This is a genomic window from Paenibacillus sp. GCM10027626 (assembly GCF_042676285.1).
Lineage (GTDB): Bacteria > Bacillota > Bacilli > Paenibacillales > Paenibacillaceae > Paenibacillus_Z.
The window spans coordinates 196,511-219,237 of sequence record NZ_JBHTHC010000009.1; the positions used below are offsets into that span (position 1 = coordinate 196,511).

The 22,727-nt window shown below is 50.2% G+C and carries 17 protein-coding genes; 13 read left to right on the forward strand and 4 right to left on the reverse strand.

Going from position 1 to position 22,727, the window contains the following annotated elements:
* Positions 1 to 126: 126 nt before the first annotated feature.
* Positions 127 to 3,396 carry a LysM peptidoglycan-binding domain-containing protein gene (locus ACFQ0N_RS18930; protein ID WP_379328979.1) on the forward strand — a complete coding sequence of 1,090 codons (3,270 nt, stop codon included), beginning with the start codon at positions 127 to 129 and terminating at the stop codon, positions 3,394 to 3,396.
* A gap of 598 nt (positions 3,397 to 3,994) precedes the next feature.
* Here the strand turns inward: ACFQ0N_RS18930 and ACFQ0N_RS18935 are convergent.
* Positions 3,995 to 4,219 carry a hypothetical protein gene (locus ACFQ0N_RS18935; protein WP_379328981.1) on the reverse strand — a complete coding sequence of 75 codons (225 nt, stop codon included), beginning with the start codon at positions 4,217 to 4,219 and terminating at the stop codon, positions 3,995 to 3,997.
* Here ACFQ0N_RS18935 and ACFQ0N_RS18940 point away from each other — a divergent pair.
* Together ACFQ0N_RS18940 and ACFQ0N_RS18945 are read left to right on the forward strand one after the other, a co-directional pair.
* Entirely contained in the window at positions 4,218 to 4,844 is a 627-nt protein-coding gene (locus tag ACFQ0N_RS18940; protein ID WP_379328983.1) for a BofC C-terminal domain-containing protein, read from the forward strand. The genes ACFQ0N_RS18935 and ACFQ0N_RS18940 overlap by 2 nt on opposite strands.
* Positions 4,845 to 5,162: 318 nt before the next feature.
* Positions 5,163 to 7,334 (forward strand): GH39 family glycosyl hydrolase, encoded by a 2,172-nt coding sequence (locus tag ACFQ0N_RS18945; RefSeq protein ID WP_379328985.1) that lies wholly within the window; start codon positions 5,163 to 5,165, stop codon positions 7,332 to 7,334.
* Between the two features lie 95 nt (positions 7,335 to 7,429).
* Here the strand turns inward: ACFQ0N_RS18945 and ACFQ0N_RS18950 are convergent, their stop codons facing one another.
* Both ACFQ0N_RS18950 and ACFQ0N_RS18955 read right to left on the reverse strand, forming a co-directional pair.
* A complete protein-coding gene (locus tag ACFQ0N_RS18950) occupies positions 7,430 to 8,308 on the reverse strand; it encodes a carbohydrate ABC transporter permease (protein ID WP_379328987.1) in 879 nt (292 codons plus the stop codon).
* 16 nt (positions 8,309 to 8,324) lie between these two features.
* The gene (locus ACFQ0N_RS18955) at positions 8,325 to 9,182 is read right to left on the reverse strand and encodes an ABC transporter permease (RefSeq protein ID WP_379329325.1); all 858 of its coding nucleotides are present in this window, start codon (positions 9,180 to 9,182) and stop codon (positions 8,325 to 8,327) included.
* 292 nt (positions 9,183 to 9,474) lie between these two features.
* Between ACFQ0N_RS18955 and ACFQ0N_RS18960 the strand changes: the two genes are divergently transcribed.
* The 10 genes from ACFQ0N_RS18960 (at position 9,475) to yajC (ending at position 21,699) form a co-directional block, all read left to right on the forward strand.
* Positions 9,475 to 11,196, forward strand: a complete 1,722-nt coding sequence (locus ACFQ0N_RS18960; protein ID WP_379328989.1) for an extracellular solute-binding protein — start codon at positions 9,475 to 9,477, stop codon at positions 11,194 to 11,196.
* A 103-nt stretch (positions 11,197 to 11,299) separates the two neighbouring features.
* Positions 11,300 to 12,994: a cache domain-containing sensor histidine kinase gene (locus ACFQ0N_RS18965; protein ID WP_379328991.1), complete on the forward strand. Its 1,695-nt coding sequence runs from the start codon at positions 11,300 to 11,302 to the stop codon at positions 12,992 to 12,994.
* 18 nt (positions 12,995 to 13,012) lie between these two features.
* Positions 13,013 to 14,644: a response regulator gene (locus ACFQ0N_RS18970; protein WP_379328993.1), complete on the forward strand. Its 1,632-nt coding sequence runs from the start codon at positions 13,013 to 13,015 to the stop codon at positions 14,642 to 14,644.
* Between the two features lie 135 nt (positions 14,645 to 14,779).
* On the forward strand, positions 14,780 to 15,283 hold the full coding sequence (ruvC, locus tag ACFQ0N_RS18975) for a crossover junction endodeoxyribonuclease RuvC (protein WP_379328995.1): 504 nt from the start codon (positions 14,780 to 14,782) through the stop codon (positions 15,281 to 15,283).
* Entirely contained in the window at positions 15,280 to 15,906 is a 627-nt protein-coding gene (gene ruvA / locus ACFQ0N_RS18980; protein WP_379328997.1) for a Holliday junction branch migration protein RuvA, read from the forward strand. The genes ruvC and ruvA overlap by 4 nt, the downstream gene beginning before the upstream one ends.
* Before the next feature lie 20 nt (positions 15,907 to 15,926).
* A complete protein-coding gene (gene ruvB, locus ACFQ0N_RS18985; protein WP_379328999.1) occupies positions 15,927 to 16,955 on the forward strand; it encodes a Holliday junction branch migration DNA helicase RuvB in 1,029 nt (342 codons plus the stop codon).
* A 31-nt stretch (positions 16,956 to 16,986) separates the two neighbouring features.
* Positions 16,987 to 19,095, forward strand: coding sequence for a SpoIID/LytB domain-containing protein (locus ACFQ0N_RS18990; protein WP_379329001.1), 2,109 nt, complete (start codon positions 16,987 to 16,989; stop codon positions 19,093 to 19,095).
* 9 nt (positions 19,096 to 19,104) lie between these two features.
* On the forward strand, positions 19,105 to 20,163 hold the full coding sequence (gene queA / locus ACFQ0N_RS18995) for a tRNA preQ1(34) S-adenosylmethionine ribosyltransferase-isomerase QueA (protein ID WP_379329003.1): 1,059 nt from the start codon (positions 19,105 to 19,107) through the stop codon (positions 20,161 to 20,163).
* A gap of 20 nt (positions 20,164 to 20,183) precedes the next feature.
* Positions 20,184 to 21,317, forward strand: a complete 1,134-nt coding sequence (gene tgt / locus ACFQ0N_RS19000; protein ID WP_379329005.1) for a tRNA guanosine(34) transglycosylase Tgt — start codon at positions 20,184 to 20,186, stop codon at positions 21,315 to 21,317.
* A 16-nt stretch (positions 21,318 to 21,333) separates the two neighbouring features.
* A complete protein-coding gene (gene yajC / locus ACFQ0N_RS19005; RefSeq protein WP_379329007.1) occupies positions 21,334 to 21,699 on the forward strand; it encodes a preprotein translocase subunit YajC in 366 nt (121 codons plus the stop codon).
* A gap of 56 nt (positions 21,700 to 21,755) precedes the next feature.
* On the opposite strand, the gene ACFQ0N_RS19010 is transcribed toward yajC, so the two are convergent.
* A complete protein-coding gene (locus ACFQ0N_RS19010; protein WP_379329009.1) occupies positions 21,756 to 22,619 on the reverse strand; it encodes a phosphatase PAP2 family protein in 864 nt (287 codons plus the stop codon).
* Between the last annotated feature and the right edge of the window lie 108 nt (positions 22,620 to 22,727).

Genomic DNA, 22,727 nt, shown 5'->3' on the forward strand with positions numbered 1-22,727 from the left:
GTCCGGACAGGCTCTAATTTTTTTTTGTGAATTAGTGGACACTCGCCTAAGCGTTGCATAAGATGTAAAGATTGATGCCGGGCAGGTGTCTGACACCAAGCAAGAACGTTAGGAGGTTAACGGCGAGTGAAAATTCATATTGTGAAACAAGGTGAGTCATTATACTCGATCGCAAAGAAGTATAATGTATCATTGGAAGAAGTGATCGAGCTGAATCCAGCGATTACGAATCCCGATGAAATCGATATTGGGATGAAAGTGAAAATTCCCTCCTCACCCGCACCAGAATCGCATATTATGCATCAGCATGTCGTTGTGGAAGGTGACTCACTCTGGAAACTGTCCAAAGCTTGGGGCGTTCCGCTAAGTGATATGATCAAGGCCAACCCGCAGTTGAAGAACCCCAATGTGTTACTGGTAGGAACAGTTGTCAATATACCTAAACCAGCTGAAGAGGAAGCTATCGTGGATACACCGACTCATCATCCGATGGACCCGGACACAGTCAACCCGGCGATGTATAACGCAGAGGTAAAGCCGAACACAGAGGTAAAGCATGCTACAGCAGTTAAGCCATCGACCGGAGTCAAGCCGTCTACGGAAATTAAGCCGATGGCCGAAGTCAACCCGCCTGCGGAAGTGAAGCCGATGGCCGAAGTCAACCCGCCTGCGGAAGTGAAGCCGATGGCTGAAGTCAACCCGCCTGCGGAAGTGAAGCCGATGGCTGAAGTCAACCCGCCTGCGGAAGTGAAGCCGATGGCCGAAGTCAACCCGCCTGCGGAAGTGAAGCCGATGGCTGAAGTCAAGCCGCCTGCGGAAGTGAAGCCGATGGCTGAAGTCAAGCCGCCTGCGGAAATGAAGCCGATGGCCGAAGCCAAGCCGCCTGCCGAAGTGAAGCCGATGGCTGAAGTCAAGCCGCCTGTGGAAATGAAGCCGATGGCTGAAGTTAAGCCGTCTGTGGAAATGAAGCCGATGGCTGAAGTTAAGCCGTCAGTACAAATTAAGCCAATGGCCGAAGTAGTTTCTGTACCCAAAGCGAACACCGCACCAATTCCTACCATCACTTACCCAACCGTTTCTTCACCAGTACCGGAAAAAGTAAATATGGCCCCTGCAGCTAATCCCGCACTAAAGTCAACAGCGAAAGCGGCTCCTGCAATTACCCCGGCACCAGCTTCTGCATCAGCCAACGTAGCCCCGTATTTTGTTCAGCCTTCCGCTGAGCTTGATGTAAACCTATTTCAATCTTATCAAGTTCCCGCTACTGAAGTGATGTCGATGCTCGCACACCCGAATATGAGTAATATTTCACCTGCTGCCGTTAACAGCGGGTACGGCTGGCAGCCGCACACGGCTTCTGTGATGGATGGAAGCAGCTATGGCTGGCACTCGCATTCATCTCCAGGAATGATGGTTGGAAGCAGCTATGGCTGGCACTCGCATTCATCTCCAGGAATGATGGATGGAAGCAGCTACGGCTGGCAGTCGCACTCATCTCCAGGAATGATGGATGGAAGCGGCTCAGGCTGGCAGTCGCATTCATCTCCAGGAATGATGGATGGAAGTAGCTCAGGCTGGCAGTCGCATTCACCTTCAGGAATGATGGATGGAAGCGGCTCAGGCTGGCAGTCGTATTCATCACCCGGAATGATGGATGGAAGCAGCTCAGGCTGGCAGTCTCAATCATCTTCAGGAATGATGGATGGAAGCAGCTCCGGCTGGCAGTCTCAATCATCTTCAGGAATGATGGATGGAAGCGGCTCAGGCTGGCAGTCACATTCATCACCTGGAATGATGGATGGAAGTAGCTCAGGCTGGCAGTCGCATTCATCACCCGGAATGGCGGATGGAAGTAGCTCAGGCTGGCAGTCGCATTCATCACCCGGAATGGCGGATGGAAGTAGCTCAGGCTGGCAGTCGCATTCATCGCCTGGAATGATGGATGGAAGCAGCCCAGGCTGGCAGTCGCATTCATCTTCAGGAATGATGGATGGAAGCAGCTCAGGCTGGCAGTCGCATTCATCGCCTGGAATGATGGATGGAAGCGGCTCAGGCTGGCAGTCGCATTCATCGCCTGGAATGATGGATGGAAGCGGCTCAGGCTGGCAGTCGCATTCATCGCCCGGAATGGCGGATGGAAGCGGCTCAGGCTGGCAGTCGCATTCATCACCTGGAATGATGGATGGAAGCGGCTCAGGCTGGCAGTCGCATTCATCGCCTGGAATGATGGATGGAAGCAGCCCAGGCTGGCAGTCGCACTCATCTTCAGGAATGATGGATGGAAGCAGCCCAGGCTGGCAGTCGCAATCATCGCCCGGAATGATGGATGGAAGCGGCTCAGGCTGGCAGTCGCATTCCTCGCCTGGAATGATGGACGGAAGCAGCTATGGCTGGCAGTCGCATTCATCGCCTGGAATGATGGATGGAAGCAGCCCAGGCTGGCAGTCGCATTCATCGCCTGGAATGATGGATGGAAGCGGCTCAGGCTGGCAGTCGCATTCATCGCCTGGAATGATGGATGGAAGCAGCCCAGGCTGGCAGTCGCATTCATCACCTGGAATGATGGATGGAAGCAGCGGCTGGCAGCCGCACTCATCTTCAGGAATAATGGATGGAAGCGGCTCAGACTGGCAGTCGCATTCATCTCCAGGAATGATGGGGGGAAGCGGCTGTGGCTGTCAAGAGCATGCATCTCCGTCAATGATGGATGGAAGCAGCTATGGCATGCAGTCGTATTCTGCTCCAATGATGGGCTTGCAGGCACAAACAGCGAATGCACCTGCAATGACTGAAGCAGAATCAGCTAACAAAGCTATGCCGAAAAGTCAAAGCTTTGGTACTCCAAACACTGCCATGAGCGGAGGTATGTATGGCTATAGCCCGGTAAGTTCTATGATGCCGGCGTCGGGTTGTGGCTGTTGCGGCGCAATGCCAGCTGCAATGCCAGCTGCAATGCCGGTAGTAGAAAGCTCATTTGAGACTCCGCATTTCGCGGCTCCTATTGCTCCGCTAATGGGGGAGTATGGCGACTGCGGCTGTGGGGGGACGTCAACACCATATGCTCCATATACGACCGCAACGCCGTATGCTTCATATACGACCCCAATGCCTTATGTTTCTTGGGGGATGCCGGCACAGGTTGCGGGAGTAAATCAGCAGGCTTCTCCGGTAGAGGAAGCTGTAAATAAAAAACGGGACGAATCAATACATCAGGAAGAATCAATAAATCAAGAAGAAACAATAAATGTTGAAAGTGAAGCCGATCCGGGCCCGCAAATTTCCAAAATCGGAAAATCATCACCGGTTAGGAAATCAGCAAAGAAGAATGCCGGCCAACAGGCTGCACGTTCTCAGACAAAGCGCCGCGGAGTAAGCCTTCCACTGATTAAACATTAGTGCAGAGGATCGAATTGGAGGCATACGCCTTCCCAATTCGATCTTTTTTCAACGCCAGAATTTATAACTCAACTTTCGAAGTTCATTAACCTCGTTCAGCCAATGAATCTGGTCTGGATGCCCGGCCTAACGAACCTGAGAAACGCTATCAGCCGAAAAATCGGCTTGCTCCGCGTGTAACGAACCAGAGACACGCTAATGCTGAAAAAAAGGCGGGGAAGCGGCCGATTTTCGGTAAATAACGATCGGTAGATTAGTTACAGCCCACTAGTCCCCATTTTGAGCCGAATAAGGTTTGTCAGGTTCGTTAGCGGCCCTTCAACTCTTATATATCAAGGGATACCCATCTCTTTTTCGTCCTGCGAAAAACGGATCACGGTCCGCTCGGGCCAGCTTCCGTCCATGAGAACGAACGCTAACGGAAGTCACAGCCGCTATTTGCGAAAATTCGACCGATTTGAAATTGTAACGGAACTGTGCGCCCCTATTTGATGATGATGAGCCCGATTTCGCAAGAAAACGTCGAATTAAGATCGCTCATTTCCGTTAGCTTTCAAAAATAAGGGTTATTGGAGAAATAACGTCCGTGGCTTCCGTTCTAGATGAAACCGCTTGGCGGCTTGCCCCTTTTTCGGGTCTCAAACCACTGGCCGCCGCTGCCGGCGATTAATCCTAATAAAATTTCAGGAAAAAAAACTTGGCGATAGTACTCGGACGCCGTCGGGCGTTTTTCTCTCGTTTGAAGCTGTTTGCCGAGAAGTGCATAAATTCTCCATTGTGGAGAGACACTAGCAAAAAAGAGGGAAAAGGGGAGTTCCGCCATGATGGAATTCAGCCTCTGGAGACAATTGAAAAGACGATTGTGGAGAGGCAGGCGGCGCATATTGCCGCTAGGCTGTATGGCTGCCTTCTTCCTGCTTGTACAACCACCAGTCAGCGCTATTGCCGCAGACCCGCCAAAGGCTGATGGCAACAAGGAGGCATGGATAGAGCAGCTGAAATCTTATGCAGGCAAGCTGCCTGTAAAACTGCGCAAAGTTTATATTTGCGGTGAAGAAATCAGTTTGCTCGGAGAGAAGACGGCAAGCGAAATGATTGATTTAAGAAATTCGCATCCGGATTGGAACGTAGCTATTACTGATGATGGGATTGTTTTCGAGGAGCAGATTGATGACCTAGCGGAAACGTGTAAGGGCAGTGCGTATATTAGTCTGGACAAGGCGGGCAATTTGTCGCTGTTTGACGGGCCGCCAAAGAAGGAAAAGGTTGTGCGGACCTTTTTTCAGCTGGATGTCGAATACATGGAAAGCAGTCTGCCAAAAGAACGTGTTGACCAGTTGAATCAGGGCATTCGCATCCACGATAAAGATGAATATTTGAGCGTATTGTCAACGTTCAGCGATTTCGCGGTAGAACGAAGTGAGAAAGTAATGAAAATGAAAAAATAATGCTGAGACGTTTTCCTGGAATTTGCTGCCGCAAGCAGGCTGCATCGATTCGGGGAAACGTCTTTTTGTATGACTGCTGTTGTGCCTAAGCCATCTGATGTTGAGGATTTGCTATTTTTGTTGAGATTGTTTTCTATCTCCATCCCTTGTTTTCCGGTATGCTGGGATTGAAAAAATGAAAGCGTTATCTCGGAGGTGAGCTGCATTCTGGTTATCTGTTGAAGAAGGGAGGAAATGCCGGCAATTAGGCCTATAACGGAATGAAAATCAGTGTCATACAAAAAAATGGAATTCACTTTTCGAAGGAGATGTTGTTTCGTGAGCAAGAGAAAACTGAGTTTATTCTTTGCCGTTTTCCTCTGGATATCAAGTATGACTTTTGGAAGCTTTGCCAATACGATACATGCTGCTGGACAGGTAAAGCTGATTTTTAATTTGAACGCACAAGGCCAGGAAATAACGAACAAATTTTATGATTTGAGTGCATGGGATTTGAATGAGCATTGGACCGCCCAGGCTGACGGCCAAGCTGCCAACGCTTTGTCTGCAAGATATCCGTTTCTAAAAAGAGTGCAGCTTATGATTGCAACTGGAGGCTGTTATATAGGCTATCCGGGCTGCAGCAGCAATCGGGATTTATTTGTTAACCCTGCGGACCGTACGAAGCTGAACGACTACGATTTTACCCCGCTGCTGCAAGCAACGGCGAATATTGTCAGGCAAGGTTTAAAACCATATATCGTCACAGGCAACGTCCCCATCAAGCTTAGCTCTAATGCGGTGCTTGGCCCTTTTCAGGTAAATGTGCGGCCGCCAGCGGATTATCAGGAATATTATAACTATATAAAGGCGATGGGAGATGCGCTTGTCGGCAGATTCGGGAAAGAAGAATTAAAAAATTGGCAATTCGGGGTGTTGCAGGAGTTTGAGAATCGTGAAATGTATGTTACGGAGGATGAACACCCAGCCAGTGCCCGGACGGAATATTACAAGCTTTATGATTATACGGCAGCTGCTTTGCAGGATTCGCTAGGAGCGGAAAATTTGACGATCGGCGCGCATGCGATGGCTGTATCTCCAGGATTGTGGAGTCCGCTTGATTTTATCGATCATGCGGCTAAGGGAGTAAACTACAAGACTGGAAAGATTGGAACGCAGCTTAATTTTTTGACCGGTTCCTATTATGACCAAGAGCCTGGAACAGCTGCGCCAGCCTCCAAATCATTGGCCAATACGATACATTTGCTGCGGAATCGGGCAAATGAAGCCGGTCTTACCGATTTGAAATTTGGTATTGATGAAGGCCGCATATTACAGGGCCTTGACGGAAAACCGTTAATGTCGCGTGTAGTCGGCCATAGCTTTCAAGGAGCGGCAGATGCCAGGCTGTTTGTGCAATTGCAAAACTTGAATGTCGACTGGTTTTCGATGTGGGGGATGAATACAGAAGGAGTCTGGGGCGGAATTGATTCTGTAAGCGCGCATATTGCAAATTTATCTTATAAAATGGCAGGCGATAAGCAGATTATGCCTGCGGTATCAGGTGCCGGCAGCGGCGGCAATGAAGTAGGAGGAATTGGGGGATACAATGCAGCCGAGCACAAGGCGCATTTGATGCTCTATAATTACAATTCAAGCATGCAAGCAGTTCAAGGCGAGAAGCCGGTCATTACAATCAAAAATATTGCGCCTGTCAAGGGACAGACGGTAAAGGTGAAGAAATGGATCGTTGATGATCAGCATGGAAATTATTGGCCTTCCTGGTGGCAGGATCAAACGGCGAGCGGCTTGCAGGATGAGCACTTTCCATTTTGGTCCCGTTACTCTGTCGAAGCTCCGAAAGCGCTGCAAAAACCGGAAGATCTCGCTTTCTGGTATTCCAAGGAAGCGGGATACAAGAAGCAGGCTGAGCTGACGATGATCGAGAGCGAGGCTACCGTTCATAATGGTACGCTGACGCTGAGCACCGATCTGCAGCATCATGGCGTTGTTTTTTATGAAATCGACAATGTAGTCAGCACAGGCGGTCCGGAAAATGTGACAGATGAGTTGAGTGACTGGTCGCTAGCAGCCTTTCATAGTGACGGACTCGTATTTGATACAGGAAATGCCGAACTTCTGGGCGACACCAGCCGGGTTATGCGGCAGGCCCCATTTGCAGGCGAGAACAACCCTTTTATCGTTTACAGCTTTGCCAATGCCAGAATGATCAGTCTGTCAGCGACAGCGCTGTACGCCTCCTCGAATGAAACGATCAGCAACTTTTCGTTTTACACATCCGAGAATGGCAAGACATGGACCAAGTATCCGGGCTGGAAAAGCAGCGATACGCTCATTAACAGCAATTTGTGGACGAAGAGAGTTTATCGTCTTAGCGCCCTGCCTGTTGACACGCGGTATATCAAGATTGAGTTTCCGGTGGAGGAGGCATACTTTTACAGTCCTCAGCTTGCTAAAATAGAGATGCAGCTCTGCGAAAGCGACAGCTGATCTTCTCCGAAAATGCAAAACAGCCGTCTCAGAAGCAACAGCTTGCTGCTGAGATGGCTGTTTTTCGTATCGCTTGCAGTGCCTGGGAGGCGTAATTACTCTTTTACGGCCCCCAGCACCATTCCTTTGACGAAATACTTTTGTAAAAATGGATATACAAGCAAAATAGGAAGAGCTCCGATGAAGATTTGGGACGCTTTGACTGTATTATTGGAGATGAGCTTAACATCCTCGGGACGCAGATTGATTTTGCTGAAATCTTCGGTTACGACGATTGTCTGCAGCAAAGTGCTGAGCGGCCATTTTCGTGCTTCTGCAATATAGATCATGCCGTCAAACCAGGAGTTCCAGTGGGCAACCATGGTGAATAAAGAAAGCGTGGCCAGGGAGGGCAAGGAAACCGGCAAATAAATATAGATCAATGTTTTTATGTGCGAGGCGCCGTCGATAACAGCGGCTTCCTCCAGATCCTTTGGGATCGTCTTAAAAAAATTGAGCAGCAAAACCGTGTTCCAGGCCGAGACAGCGCCGGGCAGTACCAGTGCCCAAATGGAATTCATCAAATGGAGCTTCTGAATGACGATGTAAGTGGGGATCAGCCCCCCGTTGAACAGCATGGTGAAAACAAAGAACCAGGTATAGGCGCTTCTGCCTTTGAAATTGGCATTCATTTTCGATAAAGGATAAGCGGTCAGCACAGTAATAATCATGCCGATAGATGTTCCCAGCGCAACCCGCTCGATGGATACGACAATGGAACGCAAAAAATTGGGGTTGGAAAAGGTCTGGCCATACGCATCCGTATTAAAGCCGATCGGCCATAATCCGACAATGTTGGAGTTGGCGGGCTCCTTTGCACTGAACGATACCGCCAAAATGTGGATCAAGGGCAATACACAGGCAAGTGCAGCGAGCAGCAGGAATAGCACATTTATCGTGTAGAAAACTTTATATGCCGGTGATTTATAGTACATGTTGAGACCCCTTTACTTAGAATATTCGATAATTGGCGAAACGGTAAGCCAAGCGGTAGGCTGCGACTATAAGGATGAAGCTGATGACCGATTTAAACATGCCGACTGCAGTGGCAAAGCTGAATTGAGTTTTCAGCAGGCCGGCCCGGTAGGCAAATGTATCGATGATATCGCCTCTATCATAGACGAGAGCATTATACAGATTGAAAATCTGATCGAAGCCTGCATTCAAAATATTCCCGAGCGACAAGGTACCGAGAACGATGACAATCGGCAAAACAGCCGGGATCGTGACATGTAAGGTTTGTTTCCAGCGATTGGCGCCGTCCATCTCGGCAGCCTCATACAAAGCGGGATTGACTGCTGTGAGAGCTGCCAAAAATAAAATCGTGCCAAATCCGAACTCCTTCCACAGATCACTGACGACGACGGTGAAGCGGAACCAGTCGCCCTGCATGAGGAAAGGGATCGGCTCGATGCCGAATAAATGGCCGAGCAATTGATTGACAGGGCCGTTATTGCCGAGCAGATTGATTAAAATGCCGCCCAAAATGACCCAGGACAAGAAATGCGGCAAATATACAAGTGTCTGAACGAAGCGTTTGATGAACATATGCCGCAGCTCGTTGAGCAGTAGAGAAAAAACAAATGGAACAAGCAGGCCAAACACGATTTTTAACGCTGCAATAACAAAAGTATTGCGTATAACCTCAAGACTATCCTCACGGGCGAACATGAGGCGAAAATGATCGAGACCTACCCAGGCGGATTTGGTAAAACCAAGCCAAGGCTTAAAGTCTTGAAAGGCAATGACAAGTCCTCCCATGGGCAAATAAAGGAAGACGAGGGCGAGCAGGATGCCGGGTATTAACATGACATGGAGCTGCCAATTTCGGCGAAAGCTCCGGTTTGTTTCAGAATGGCGGCGCGTCGTGTGTACAGTGTTCAATTCAAATTCCTCCCCAATAGTTAGCGCTACAGTAAATTATAGAAGAGGGATTTTGTTTCAGATATGCGAAAGTCTCAACAAAAATGGCATTCTCTTAACCTCATTCGGCGGATAGTTAACGATTTATCTTTTTTGTTGAAATTGTTTTCTTTCCGGTATGTTTATAATTCGTTATGCTTGGATGGCAGTATCAAACTACAGAGCGGAGGTCTACACAATGAAAGCGTTAAAGAAACGAATGCTGCTGGCAGCGGCGGCAATGACGATGGTCTCGTCCCTGGCAGCCTGCTCCGGCAATACCGGCAAAGGGGCGGCTCCGGCGGAAAATTCGGGCAACGGCCCGAACAGTACCGCAGACAATAGCGGTTCCGCTGACCAGCGTGCGGAAACGGCGCCTTTTAAGGAAGGGAAGTATGATCCGCCAATACCAATCAATATCGCAGTTGATGTCGGTGACGATATTCAATATTTCAATGGAGAAACGGCGGAAAAAAATATTTTATTCGACCGCGCGAAAGAAAACTTGGGCTTGGACATTCACGTGCTGTGGACGGCGCCTGGTAAAAATGACGGTTTCAAGACGAAGCTGCTGCTTTCTCTCTCATCTGGAGAGAAACTTCCTGATGTCGTCTATACAGGCGGCGATTTTGAACTGACCAATCAATTAATAGACTCCGGCATGTTTATGGATCTTAATGAGGCGATCGATAAATATGCCAGCGACGATATAAAGCGGATCTATGCGGAAAATCCGGATTTGTTTCTTCCAGTAACTAGAGACGGCAAGACGATGGCGCTGCCGATACCGATATTTGGGCCGAACAGCCCGCCGCTTATGTATATCCGTCAGGATTGGCTCGACAAGCTCAATCTAAAGCCTCCTACGACTATGGAGGAACTGGAGAAAGTTATGGATGCATTTGTCAATCAAGATCCGGACGGCAATAATAAAAAGGATACGTATGCGTTGGCGGTGCAATTGAAAAACCCGGGCGGCGATATATTCGCCGATGCGACAGCATTGTTCGGCGCTTACGGGGCGATTCCCGGAATTTGGCGTAAATCATCGGACGGGAATACACTAACCTATGACTCCATTCAGCCGGAAATGAAAACTGCGCTCGGCAAATTTAAGGAATGGCTGGATAAAGGCTATATTTCCAAGGATGCCGCACAGCAGGACGGGGGAACGGCGGCGCAATTGTTCACTTCCGGGAAGGCCGGCATTGTATTCGGGCCGAACTGGTTTCCGTATTTTCCCCTTCCGGAGCTGGAGAAGAATGTCCCCGGAGCGACCTATAAGGTATATCCGCTCCCTACAGGCCCAAGCGGAAAAGCGGAGCGCAGGGCGATGTCGATCTATGGCGGAGCTTTGCTCATCAATAAAGATTATCCGCACCCGGACGCGGTGTTCAAATATGCGCAGGCAATGTACGAAATGAGCAGAGACGGTCAAATATGGGGACTGACGCGCGATTATTTGATCAATAATGGCTATCAGGCACAGGGAAGTTATTTCCAGGTTTCCAAATACGGGTTTCTTCCAAACTATTTTGTCGATCCTTGGTATCAAATTGACGGTTATCTGGATTATATGAAGGCAGGCAAGCCCGGCCGCACGGAGAGCGAGCAGGAAGGGTTCGACTCCTGCCAACAAAATCCGCTTTGCATCGACGGGCAAATCGAAGCGATGAGTACGTGGAGGGCGCAAAAGGATGCCGACGTCATTAATGCTTTTGCAGGCCCTGCTACTGAAACACAGAGTTCACAGGGCGATTTCCTGTACAAGCTGGAATATGAAACGATGGTTAAAATCATCTATGGCAGCATGCCGCTTGACGATTTCGATCAGTTTGTGGAGAAATGGAAGACAAGCGGCGGGGAAAAGGTAATACAGGAAGTCAATGACTGGTATCAACAAAATGTACTGAAAAAATAAATGCTGAAAAAAGAGGGGCGGACAATTTCCATTCGCCTCTCTTGCGCGTATTGCCGCAGTCATATCATAATAAATGAAAAAACGAGAAGGCGGTAGCGGATGAATGGCGAGAATGAACAGCTTTACAAAAATGAACAGTTTAATTTTGGCGCTGCTCATTCCTGTTCTAATTATGTATACAATCTCTCACCAGGTCAGTGTTGGCGTCATTCAGCAAAACCTTCAGGACTCTCAGATGAACAAGCTGTCGTTTTTGCTGAAGCAGCTTGATGATAATGTACGCCAGCTGTCGATGATGGCCAATGTGCTGTTAAAGGACCCGAATGTCAAGGAATTTCGCGATCTTGATTTGTATGGGGACGAAATTAATGTGCTGAAAACCGAACAGATTATTAGCCAAAAGCTGAATCTGCAAAGTGTCGCTAATGCGTTCAGTAATTCAGTTGTAATCTATGCGCCCCGTATTCAAAAGGCGGTTGGGCAAAACTCGCTCGTTTATTACGACCGGGAGCAGTTGTATAGGGACGCTAAGCCGCAATGGCGCTATGACAGCGAGCGGGGGCAATTTGTTCTATATACATTTGATCCGATAAACAGTAAAAGTCTGGTTGGGAATGCCCGGCTAATTGCCAAGGTGAGCTTTAATGCCGGCAATATTGTGAAGATGCTGGACAATTATCATGTGGAGGGCTCCGGTGAAACCTTTCTGTACCGACCTGCTGACGGGGAGCTGATTACTTCCGGCTTTGACCCGGATTTTTCCGGGATGATTGTCGGTAGAATTGGCGGAAGAGATATGCAAGAACGGGGCAATCATACAGTTGCTGTCAACGGCGCCGACTATTTGGTCAATTATGTGAAATCCGCAGAGCTGGGCTGGTATCTGGTCGATTATGTGCCGCTGCAAAAAATATTGGCGCCGGTTACCGAAAGCCGTACGTTTTTTTATTTATTTCTGGGCATTATGCTGCTCGTCAGCATTACGATTTCCTATGTCCTGTATCAAAATATCCGCATTCCGATTAAAAACCTGATTCGCAGTGTGCAGCAATTGAAAAAAGGCAACTACGCGACCCGAATCAGCATGAAGGGCGGCAATGATTTTACTTTTCTCATTCAGCGGTTTAATGAGATGGCGGAGCAAATTGAAAATTTGGTGGGGAAAGTGTATGCGGAAGAGATTCGTTCGCGGGAAGCGACGATGAAACAGCTGCAATCCCAGATCAATCCCCACTTTTTGTATAACTGCCTCGCTTTTATGAAGAGCATGGCCATATTAGAAAATAATGACGCCATTGTTGCCATGTCGGTTCATTTGAGCAAATATTACCGGTATACGACCAGAAATGAGCAGCAGCTCGTCCCTATGCGGGAAGAAATTGAGCTTGTCCGCCATTATTTGGCGATCCAGAATCTGCAAAACAAGCGTCTTTCCTACACGATTGAAATACCGGATGCGATGCTCGATTTGCTGATTCCCCGATTGCTGATCCAGCCGGTGGTCGAAAATGCCATTTTGCACGGGATTGAGAGGCATGCCGAGGCAGGACGCATACGGATTAGCGGCGTACAGCTGATCGATGAAAATCGGATTACGGTCGAGGATGACGGTCCGGGGATGAACGGTCAGGAGTTGCAAGCCTTGGCAAGGCGATTGAATCTTCCGTTGACCGAGGAGGTCGGCTGCGGCTTATGGAATGTCCATCAGCGTTTGAAGCTGCAATTTGAAGCCGGGTCGGGACTGCGGTTCGAAGCGGCGGAGTTGCGAGGGCTTAAGGTGAGTCTGCATTGGAAATAAGGAAAGGGCGATGATTTGATGTTTCGGATACTGATTGTCGACGATCATGAGCATCTGGTGCAAAGTCTGGCCAAGTCGATTCCATGGGGAGAGCTGGAAATCGATCAGGTGTATCAGGCGTATTCCGGCGCTGAAGCGCTGGAGCTGCTTAAACGGTACCCGATCGAAATTGTGCTGACCGATATTCGGATGCCGGGCATGTCGGGGCTGGAACTGCTGCAAATGATCCGCCAAAAGTGGAAACGGGTTAAATGTGTGCTGTTTAGCGGCTATGCCGATTTTGAATACGCCCAGCAAGCGATTCAGTATCATACGGATGACTACATTTTGAAGCCGGCGGAAGATGAGGAGATAATCGCCTGCTTGCGGAGACAGACGGAAGCGATCCGCAAGGAGTGGCAGGAAATCAGCTCGATGCAGCGGACAGTATATACACTGCGCGAAAATTTTCCGAAACTTCGCGACGGTCTGCTAAACGATCTGCTGCAGGGCCGCGCTTTTGCCCGGCAGTCCTTGTCGCAGCAGCTTGAAGCTTTCGAAATTCCGTTCTCCGTGGGCGATACCGTGACGCTTATGGTTGTTCGCATGGATGAATCATTTTACACGTACAGCGATCATGATTTTCATTTGAGGGAATATGCGATCGGGAATATGGCGGAAGAAATTTTTCAGGAGCATTATTTGATGTGGAAGTGCAAGGATCCACACGACTATCTAGTGTTTGTTATTAAACAGAAGCAGGGTGCTCCTGCGGCGGAGCTGCCGCAAGGGGGGCAGCGGCTTGAGCGTGAAGCAAGCGAGCTCCAGAGCTGCGTGCAGTCTTTTTTGCATGGTAAAATTTCCATTCTGATTAGTGAGCATGGGGTATTTCCGGAAGCGATCCCGCCGCTCTATCAGTCCTCTCTCCGCATGATCCGGCAGCAATTTGGGATGAACGGCGAGTTTTTAATATCCGCCGAATCATTTGGCGGGAGGCGTGACATCGATTTTGCGTCCTGCCTGCATGACTCGCCCACACTAATCCAGCTTCTGGAGGCAGGACGCTGGGAGGCGCTGGAGCAGAAGCTTCACACTGTTTTTGAGGCATTGTCAAGGCTTGCGCGGATGCTTCATCAGGAGCAGCTCTTGGAAGTGAGCTTGGCTGTTAGCCATGCCTTGATATGTATTTCCCATAAAAACGGAAAATTTCTAGAATCTATCCTTGGTGAGGATTGGAACGTTTTATCCCGTCCTAACCCGTTTCGCAGCGTGGAGCAGCTGCAGCAATGGGTATGGCGGGTGCTGGGAAAAATGAAGGCCGATATGCAAGGGGAACAGAGTGAAACCTCCGCTTATTTGGTGCGCCGCGCTCAGCAATATGTCGAAAACAATCTGGCCGGAGACACATCACTCCAGGCAGTAGCTCAATACGTGCGTGTTCATCCCGTCTATCTATCCCGGGTGTACAAGTCGGAGACGGGCGAGGGGCTTAGCGGGTATGTGCTGTGTTTGAAGATGGAGAAAGCGGAGAAAATGCTGTTGGAGAGCAATGCCAAAATCCACGAGATTGCCGATGAGCTGGGGTATATGAACCCTCCCTATTTTATAAAAGTGTTTAAAAAGCATTTCGGCTTGACGCCGAAGGAGTACAGAGAACAGATGACGCCTTGACAAGCCTTCCGCCAGGCCTCCACAGTTTGGAGGCTTTTTTTTCGTGAGGCAGTGATCGATACAAAACGCGCGTTCTCATTAGGGCGATGATTTGCTATAATGATAGGAAGTCTTTTTTGTGAGGAGAGAGCTAACTTGCGCGTATTGGGAATTGATCCGGGCATTGCCATTGCCGGGTTTGGGTTTATTGATAAAATAGGAAGCAAGCTGGCTCCTGTCCAATATGGCAGTATTGAGACGGCAGCGCATACACCTCAGGAGACGAGATTGTTGCAAATCTATGATTCTGCCTGCGCGCTGATGGATAAATATAAGCCGGATACAGTAGCGGTAGAGAAGCTGTTCTTTAACCGCAATGTGACAACGGCATTTGCCGTCGGGCAAGCGCGCGGCGTCATTATTTTAGCCGCTGCCCAGCGGGGGCTGCCGGTTGCGGAGTATACTCCGCTGCAGGTGAAGCAGGCTGTCGTCGGTTACGGGAAAGCGGAGAAGCGCCAGGTGCAGGAGATGGTGCGGATGTTTTTGAAGCTTTCCGCCATTCCGAAGCCGGACGATGTTGCCGATGCGCTGGCAGTAGCCATTTGTCACGCCCATTCATCTGTATTGACACAAAAAATTAGCGAGGTGCCCCGCCGATGATTGATTTTATTAAAGGACGGGTAGTACACTGGGATACAGAATATGTCGTAATTGATGTACGGGATATCGGCTATCGCGTGTTTACGCCCAATCCATACAGCTTTGCCAAATCGGATGAAGCAGTGACGATCTATACCCACCATCACGTACGCGAGGATGCCGTTTTGCTGTTTGGTTTTTCGTCGCGGGAGGAGCAGGCGATGTTCCGTAAATTGCTGGATGTCTCCGGCATTGGCCCGCGCGTAGCTTTGGGCATCTTGGCCGGAGGCAGGCCGGAAGCGGTAGCGGCGGCAATTCAGCAAGAAAACCTTACATATCTAACTAAACTTCCAGGCATCGGCAAGAAGACTGCCCAGCGCATGATTTTGGACTTGAAGGACAAGCTGGACATGCTGCCGGCAGGCGTTAGCGGTTCAGGCGCCGCATTGGCGCTTGATCTGCCGGTCGAGCCTGCTTCCGAAGGCGGCAAGCTTTGGCAGGAAGCGAGAGAGGCGCTGGCCGCGCTCGGATATACAGCGGCGGAGCTGGACCGGGCCTGGCATGGGCTTAAAGATTCTATACAGCCGGATGAATCGGTCGATGCACTAATGAAGCGGGCTTTGCAGCAGCTATTTAAAGGTTAAGTGGAAAGGAGGGAGCAAACGTGGAGGAGCGAATCATTTCCGCTAATCTAATGATGGAGGATCAAGCGGTCGAGCTGAGCTTGCGCCCCCGCTATTTGGCTGAATATATCGGCCAGTCGCAAGTAAAGGAAAATTTGAAGGTGTTCATTGAGGCGGCGAAGCTGCGGAAGGAAGCGCTGGATCATGTACTGCTTTACGGTCCTCCAGGGCTGGGAAAAACGACATTGTCCAACATTATCGCCAATGAGCTTGGCGTAAATCTGCGGACGACGAGCGGTCCCGCTATTGAGCGTCCTGGCGACCTCGCGGCTTTGCTGACGAATTTGCAGGAAGGTGATGTGCTGTTCATCGATGAAATTCACCGTCTGCACCGGACGGTGGAAGAAGTGCTCTATCCGGCTATGGAGGATTTTGCGCTCGATATTATGATCGGGAAGGGGCCGAGTGCCAGATCGGTGCGCCTGGAGCTGCCGCCCTTTACGCTCATTGGCGCGACTACCCGGGCCGGGCTGCTGTCGGCGCCGCTGCGCGATCGTTTTGGCGTCATCAGCAGACTGGAATTTTATAAAGTGGACGAGCTGGCTTACATAGTGACACGAGCGGCAGAAATATTGGAAATTGGTATAGTAGGCGAAGCTGCCAAGGAAATTGCCATGCGCTCGCGGGGAACGCCGCGGATTGCCAACCGGCTGCTGAAGCGGGTGCGGGATTTTGCACAGGTGCGCGGCGACGGCATCGTTACCCACGAGCTAGCACGCAATGCATTGGAGCTTATACAGGTAGACCCGCTTGGCCTCGATCAGATCGACCACAAGATGCTGCAGGCGATGATTGTGAATTATCGCGGCGGTCCTGTAGGACTTGATACGATTGCAGCTACTATAGGCGAAGAAAGCCAGACCATTGAAGATGTGTATGAGCCGTACTTGATGCAGATCGGCTTTTTGCAGCGAACACCCCGCGGAAGAGTTGTTTCTCCGCAGGCCTATATCCATCTCGGGCTTCCGGTTCCCGGCGAGTTAGCCGGCGGCAAGGCGTCCGAGGAATAAAATACTTCATGACAGAATGGAGGAACGGCTGATGAAGGCTAGCGAAGTAACTGCGGGAAGGAAGATGTATAGGGGCGGGATTCGTCCAAGGGTGCGCCGCATGGCGGCGCTGCTGCTGGCGCTGACGCTCATCGTTTCGGTGTGGACGGCTGTCCCTTCGCAAGGCGCTGTCCCGAAGCTGGATACAATTCGAGTGGGCTTATTTATCGATCACCCCAAATATAAATCAACCGTCCCTTCAATAACATTAAGTTCAGAAGGGGCATTGAGCGTTGGGTTTCGCGAGCCGTCGGGAATCGTCCCGCTCTTTCAATCCAGCCAGCAGCTGCGCTTTACGCTGGATGATTTCAAGGTCAAAGTAATTGAAACGAAGGATTTAAGCTCGGCACAGGCTGTCGCCAAACGGCTGAAGGCGGCGGGAGGAGCGGGGATGCTTACCGCATCGTCCAGGAATGGCACGACTGTGTATCAAGTGTTGGAGGGCTCTTATTCCAGCGTATCGGCAGCTAATACGGCAGCAGCGAAGTGGGGAAAGGACAGCACCATCTCCGGCGTGACTGGCAGTAATTCTGCCAGTGCAGTGATCGGGCCTTATCATTTGCTAGCCGGCTCTTATGCAACAGAGGAGGAGGCGCGTGCGGCAGCGAATTCATGGGGGGCTGCCGGCGTTGAGGCGATCGTCGGCATGCGGCAGGAAGCTGCCAAAAAAGGGCAATATATCGTGCTGCTCGGCGCGGAAACAGATGAGAGCGGCCTGAATGCCTTGCGGACGAAAGCGGGACAAAATGCGGATACTATGCCCGTCTTGACTTCATCCTATATTCTTTTGCGAGACGATTATACAGACCGCGCCGGCGGGGATAAATTGATTGCACTACCGGGAACGGCCGCCAAGGTGGCTGTAACGACAGAAGCGGCTACCGGAATCAAGCTTGCGGAGCGGTATAACCGCAATTATCGCGGCCAAATGGAATTTAGCGGCATGAATAGCAAACTGGCTGTTGTCAACGAGCTGCCATTTGAACAATATTTGTATTCTGTAATAGGGGGAGAAATGCCGGCCTCCTGGCATATGGAAGCGCTGAAAGCACAGGCGGTGGCCGCGCGTACGTTTGCTTTGTATCAAGGTTTTGCATTTCAAATCGCCCATGTTGCCGATACGACGATTAGCCAAGTCTACGGAGGGATTGGCGCGGAAAAGCCTGCAACAATAAAGGCGGTTGATGCTACGGCGGGAGAAATAGTGACGGTTAACGGCAAAGTGATCGAAACGATGTTTTCTTCCAGCGCTGGCGGAGTGAGTGCGGATTCGTCCGAGGTATGGGGATATGAAGTCTCATACCTAAAATCAGTGCCAAGTCCGGACGAGGTCTCGGAGAAGGGGCTGCCTTATTGGTCCCGCGTTGTACTGCCTAGCGGCGAAACGGGCTATATTCGTGAAGATCTGCTCGAACAGACAGCCGACAAGACGGCTGCCGGAAGCGTTATAATGCGCGTCAAGAGCGACGGCGTTATGGTGCGTCCGATCCCGCTTGTCCAGGACAGTGTGCCTGCCGTCGCCAAAGCTGCAGCAGGCACGCGCGTCGTTATTTTGGAGCGTGTCGTGCAGTCCAATGAAATGTCGTGGATTCGCGGGCCGTTTACTTCACAGGAGCTGGAGAAAAAGATCAAGGCAGCGGGCGTCGCGCTTGAGGGAACGATACGAACGCTGGAAGTGGGGAAAAAAGGGCCCTCCGGCAGAACGACGGAGCTCCTCGTTAACGGCAAGCCGCTTAATGTGAAATACCCCGACAATCTTCGCGGCGCTCTGGGCGGATTGCCAAGCACCTTATTCGAGGTGGATGAGTCGGCAAGGCTGGCCGTTGCCGGCGCCAAGGGCAGCCAGGACAACCGCAGCAATGTAACCATCCTTGGGGCAAACGGCAAACAGACATCACAAGACAAGCAGCTGTTTGTGCTAAATGGAAAAGGCGACATCAGACCGGTGACGAAAGAGCCAACCTTCCGTTTTGTAGGACATGGTTACGGGCATGGTGTAGGTATGTCTCAATATGGAGCACGCGGATTGGCAGAAAAAGGGTATGACTATCAGTATATTTTGCAATACTACTATAAAGACGCAAAGATCGTTAAGGACTGACAAGAGCCGATGAATGTAGAAGAGTTTGATTTTTATTTGCCGGAAGCTTTAATTGCCCAGACGCCGCTTGCTGAACGCACGGCGTCCAGGCTGTTGACATTGGACAAAGCGACAGGCGCGCTTGGCCATCATCGTTTTACCGAGCTGGCGCAAATGCTGCGTCCGGGCGATACAATTATTTTGAATGATACGCGAGTGCTGCCGGCTAGGCTGCTTGGCATGAAGGCCGACACAGGAGCAAAGGCAGAGATATTGCTGTTGAAGCAGCTTGAGGGCGATCGCTGGGAAACGCTGGCAAAGCCGGCCAAAAAGCTGAAAATTGGCTCGGAGCTGGTCTTTGGCGACGATGGGCATGGCAAGCCACTGCTGCGGGCTGTCGTTACCGGGGCAGGTGAAATGGGAGCGCGCGAGGTGCAATTCCAGTACGAAGGGATCTTTCAGGAGCTGCTGGACCGGCTGGGAGAAATGCCGCTTCCGCCATATATTAAAGAGCGGCTCGACGATCGCGAGCGGTATCAGACCGTTTACGCCCGGCAGGAAGGTTCTGCAGCCGCGCCGACTGCCGGCCTGCATTTTACGACTGGCTTTCTGGAGAAGCTAAAGGCACAGGGCGTTAATATCGGCTATATCACTCTTCATGTGGGACTGGGCACCTTTCGCCCTATGTCGGTCGATAAAGTCGAGGATCATACGATGCATGCAGAGTATTACGAATTAAATGAAGAAACCGCGGCCTTAATAAATAAAACGAGAGATCGCGGGGGACGTATCGTTGCTGTCGGCACGACTTCCGCCCGTACGCTGGAGACCGTGTCATCACACTGCATGGAAGTCAATGGTCAGCTAACAGTCAAAGCATGCAGCGGCTGGACAGATATTTTTATTTTTCCCGGCTACACCTTTAAGCTTGTCGACGCCTTGCTGACAAATTTTCACCTGCCCAAATCGACGCTTGTCATGCTCGTCAGTGCATTGGCGGGACGCGATCATACGATGCAGGCTTACAAGGAAGCAGTTGCACGGGAATACCGCTTTTTTAGCTTTGGGGATGCGATGTTTATCTATTAGAGAGAATGGAAGATGCACAGATGGCAATTACGTATGAATTATTGAAGGTATGCAAGCAATCCGGGGCGCGCCTTGGCCGCATTCATACTCCGCACGGAGTCATTGAGACGCCGACCTTTATGCCGGTCGGCACACAAGCGACGGTCAAGACGATGAGCCCGGAAGAACTGAAGCAGATGGACGCGCAAATTATTTTGAGCAACACTTATCATCTCTTTGTCCGTCCCGGTCATGAATTGATCAGGCAAGCAGGCGGACTGCATAAATTTATGAATTGGGATCGTCCGATCTTGACCGATAGCGGCGGGTTTCAAGTGTTCAGTTTAAGCGAGATGAGAAAAATTACAGAAGAGGGCGTACATTTCCGTTCTCATCTAAACGGCGACAAGCTGTTTATTTCTCCGGAGAAGGCGATGGAGATTCAAAATGCGCTGGGGCCGGATATTATGATGGCATTCGACGAGTGCGCGCCTTATCCGGCGGAATACTCTTATGTGAAGCAATCGCTGGAAAGAACGACCCGCTGGGCGGAAAGATGTCTAGAATCCCATGCCCGTCCGCATGACCAGGCGTTGTTTGCCATAGTGCAGGGCGGGATGTTTGACGATTTACGCAAGCAAAGCGCCACCGAGTTGACTTCCATGGATTTCCCGGGGTATGCTATTGGAGGATTAAGTGTCGGGGAACCGAAGGATATCATGTATCGCGTGCTGGAAAGTACGGTTCCGCTGCTGCCAACCGGCAAGCCGCGTTATTTGATGGGGGTTGGTTCACCGGATGCGCTGCTGGATGGCGCAATTCGCGGCATCGATATGTTTGATTGCGTTCTGCCTACCCGAATCGCCCGGAATGGGACAACGATGACAAGCGGCGGAAGGCTGGTTATTCGCAACGCGAAGTTCACGGACGACTTTGGTCCGCTCGATCCGGAATGCTCCTGCTATACCTGCACCAACTATTCCCGCGCTTACATCCGTCACCTCATCAAGGCGGACGAGACGTTTGGACTGCGCCTGACTACGTATCATAATTTGCACTTTTTACTGCAGCTCATGCGGGATGTGCGTCAAGCCATCAGAGAGGATCGTCTGCTTGATTTCCGGGACGCTTTCTTCGACAAATATGGCCTGCATGACAATGACAAAGGATTCTGAAAGGGGTGAATAAACTATGATGATAGCAGCTGATGCTGCCGCCGGCGGCAGCTGGGGTATTTTAGGCTCGATTGCGCCGTTTATTTTGATGTTTGCGGTGTTTTATTTCCTGCTTATCCGTCCGCAGCAGAAAAAACAAAAACAGCGTACTTCGATGCTGCACCAATTGAAGAAGGGCGACAAAGTCGTAACAATCGGGGGCATGCACGGAACAATTATGGAGATTACAGATGACATCGTTGTCCTGCGTGTAAACGATGCCACGAAAATTACATTTGACCGCAGTGCGATAAACAATGTAACTTCCAGTACTGCTGCTGCAGCAGCAGAGAAGAAGGAAGAGAAGAAAGAAGAAACCGCTAACGACGGCATTAAAGCATAATGACAAAAGGGCTATTTCATCATCGCCATCGGCGGTTGATGAAATAGCCCTTTTTCTCACTTGGCGTCTTCACGGACATAAGAATACTTGGCCGCCGCGAGCCGCTGCTTGCGGGCGCGCATCCATGGAACTGTTTTTTCGCTTAATCGCAGGCCTGCTGTGGAAGCGAACAAGCCAAGCAGCAATCCGCCCAACATATCGATTAACCAGTGGATGCCCAAGTAGAAAATCGAGAATATAACGAGTGCTGCACAGATGCTGCAAAACCAGCCCCAGCGTTTATTCCCGGATCGAACCGCCAGCACCGCAAGCGTTACAGATAAAGAGGTATGCAGGCTAGGGAAGCAATTGTCGATGCCGGATAATGCCCGGTACTCGGTTTCAAAGGACGGGAATACATCAAGCATCAAAAATTTGACGCTGGAATCGAAATGCCATACCTCCAGAACCGGAAAAAACAGATAAAAAGGAATGGCCACTATATAATTTATCATAATTGCATAGCAGACAGCGTAGAACATTTTTTTCGTCTTGTCCTCAAACGTATAGATACCGATCGAGACGATAAGCAGCGCCTGAAAAACAACAACATAAATAAATGCAAGAATCGTCGTCAGTATGCTATTTTCGAACAGTTGCTGCAGGCTGCCGACAAAATGGCCTTCAATCGATTGAAAAAACGGCGTAAAGTTAGCCTGATAGGAGGTCATGTTTTCCTCAATCATTAATTCAACTTTATTAAAGAACAGGATCATCAGCAATGCAGCGAAATGCAGCAAGTAAGCCCTTGAGGTTATGAGTTCCTTCAGAAATGCGCCGCCCACTCGCAATGGATTGCTTAGCGTGCCGTACCATAGCAGAAAGACGACAGTGAATGCCGTATAGATGGTGACGGTCGTCATACTGTCAAACAACATCATAATAATATTTTCCCCCTATAACATTAACAATTACGCAAGTAGCGGCTCGATCTAGTATAGCATATTACATAGGGGAGTTCATAATGGTTAACATTTGGCGAATTTGAA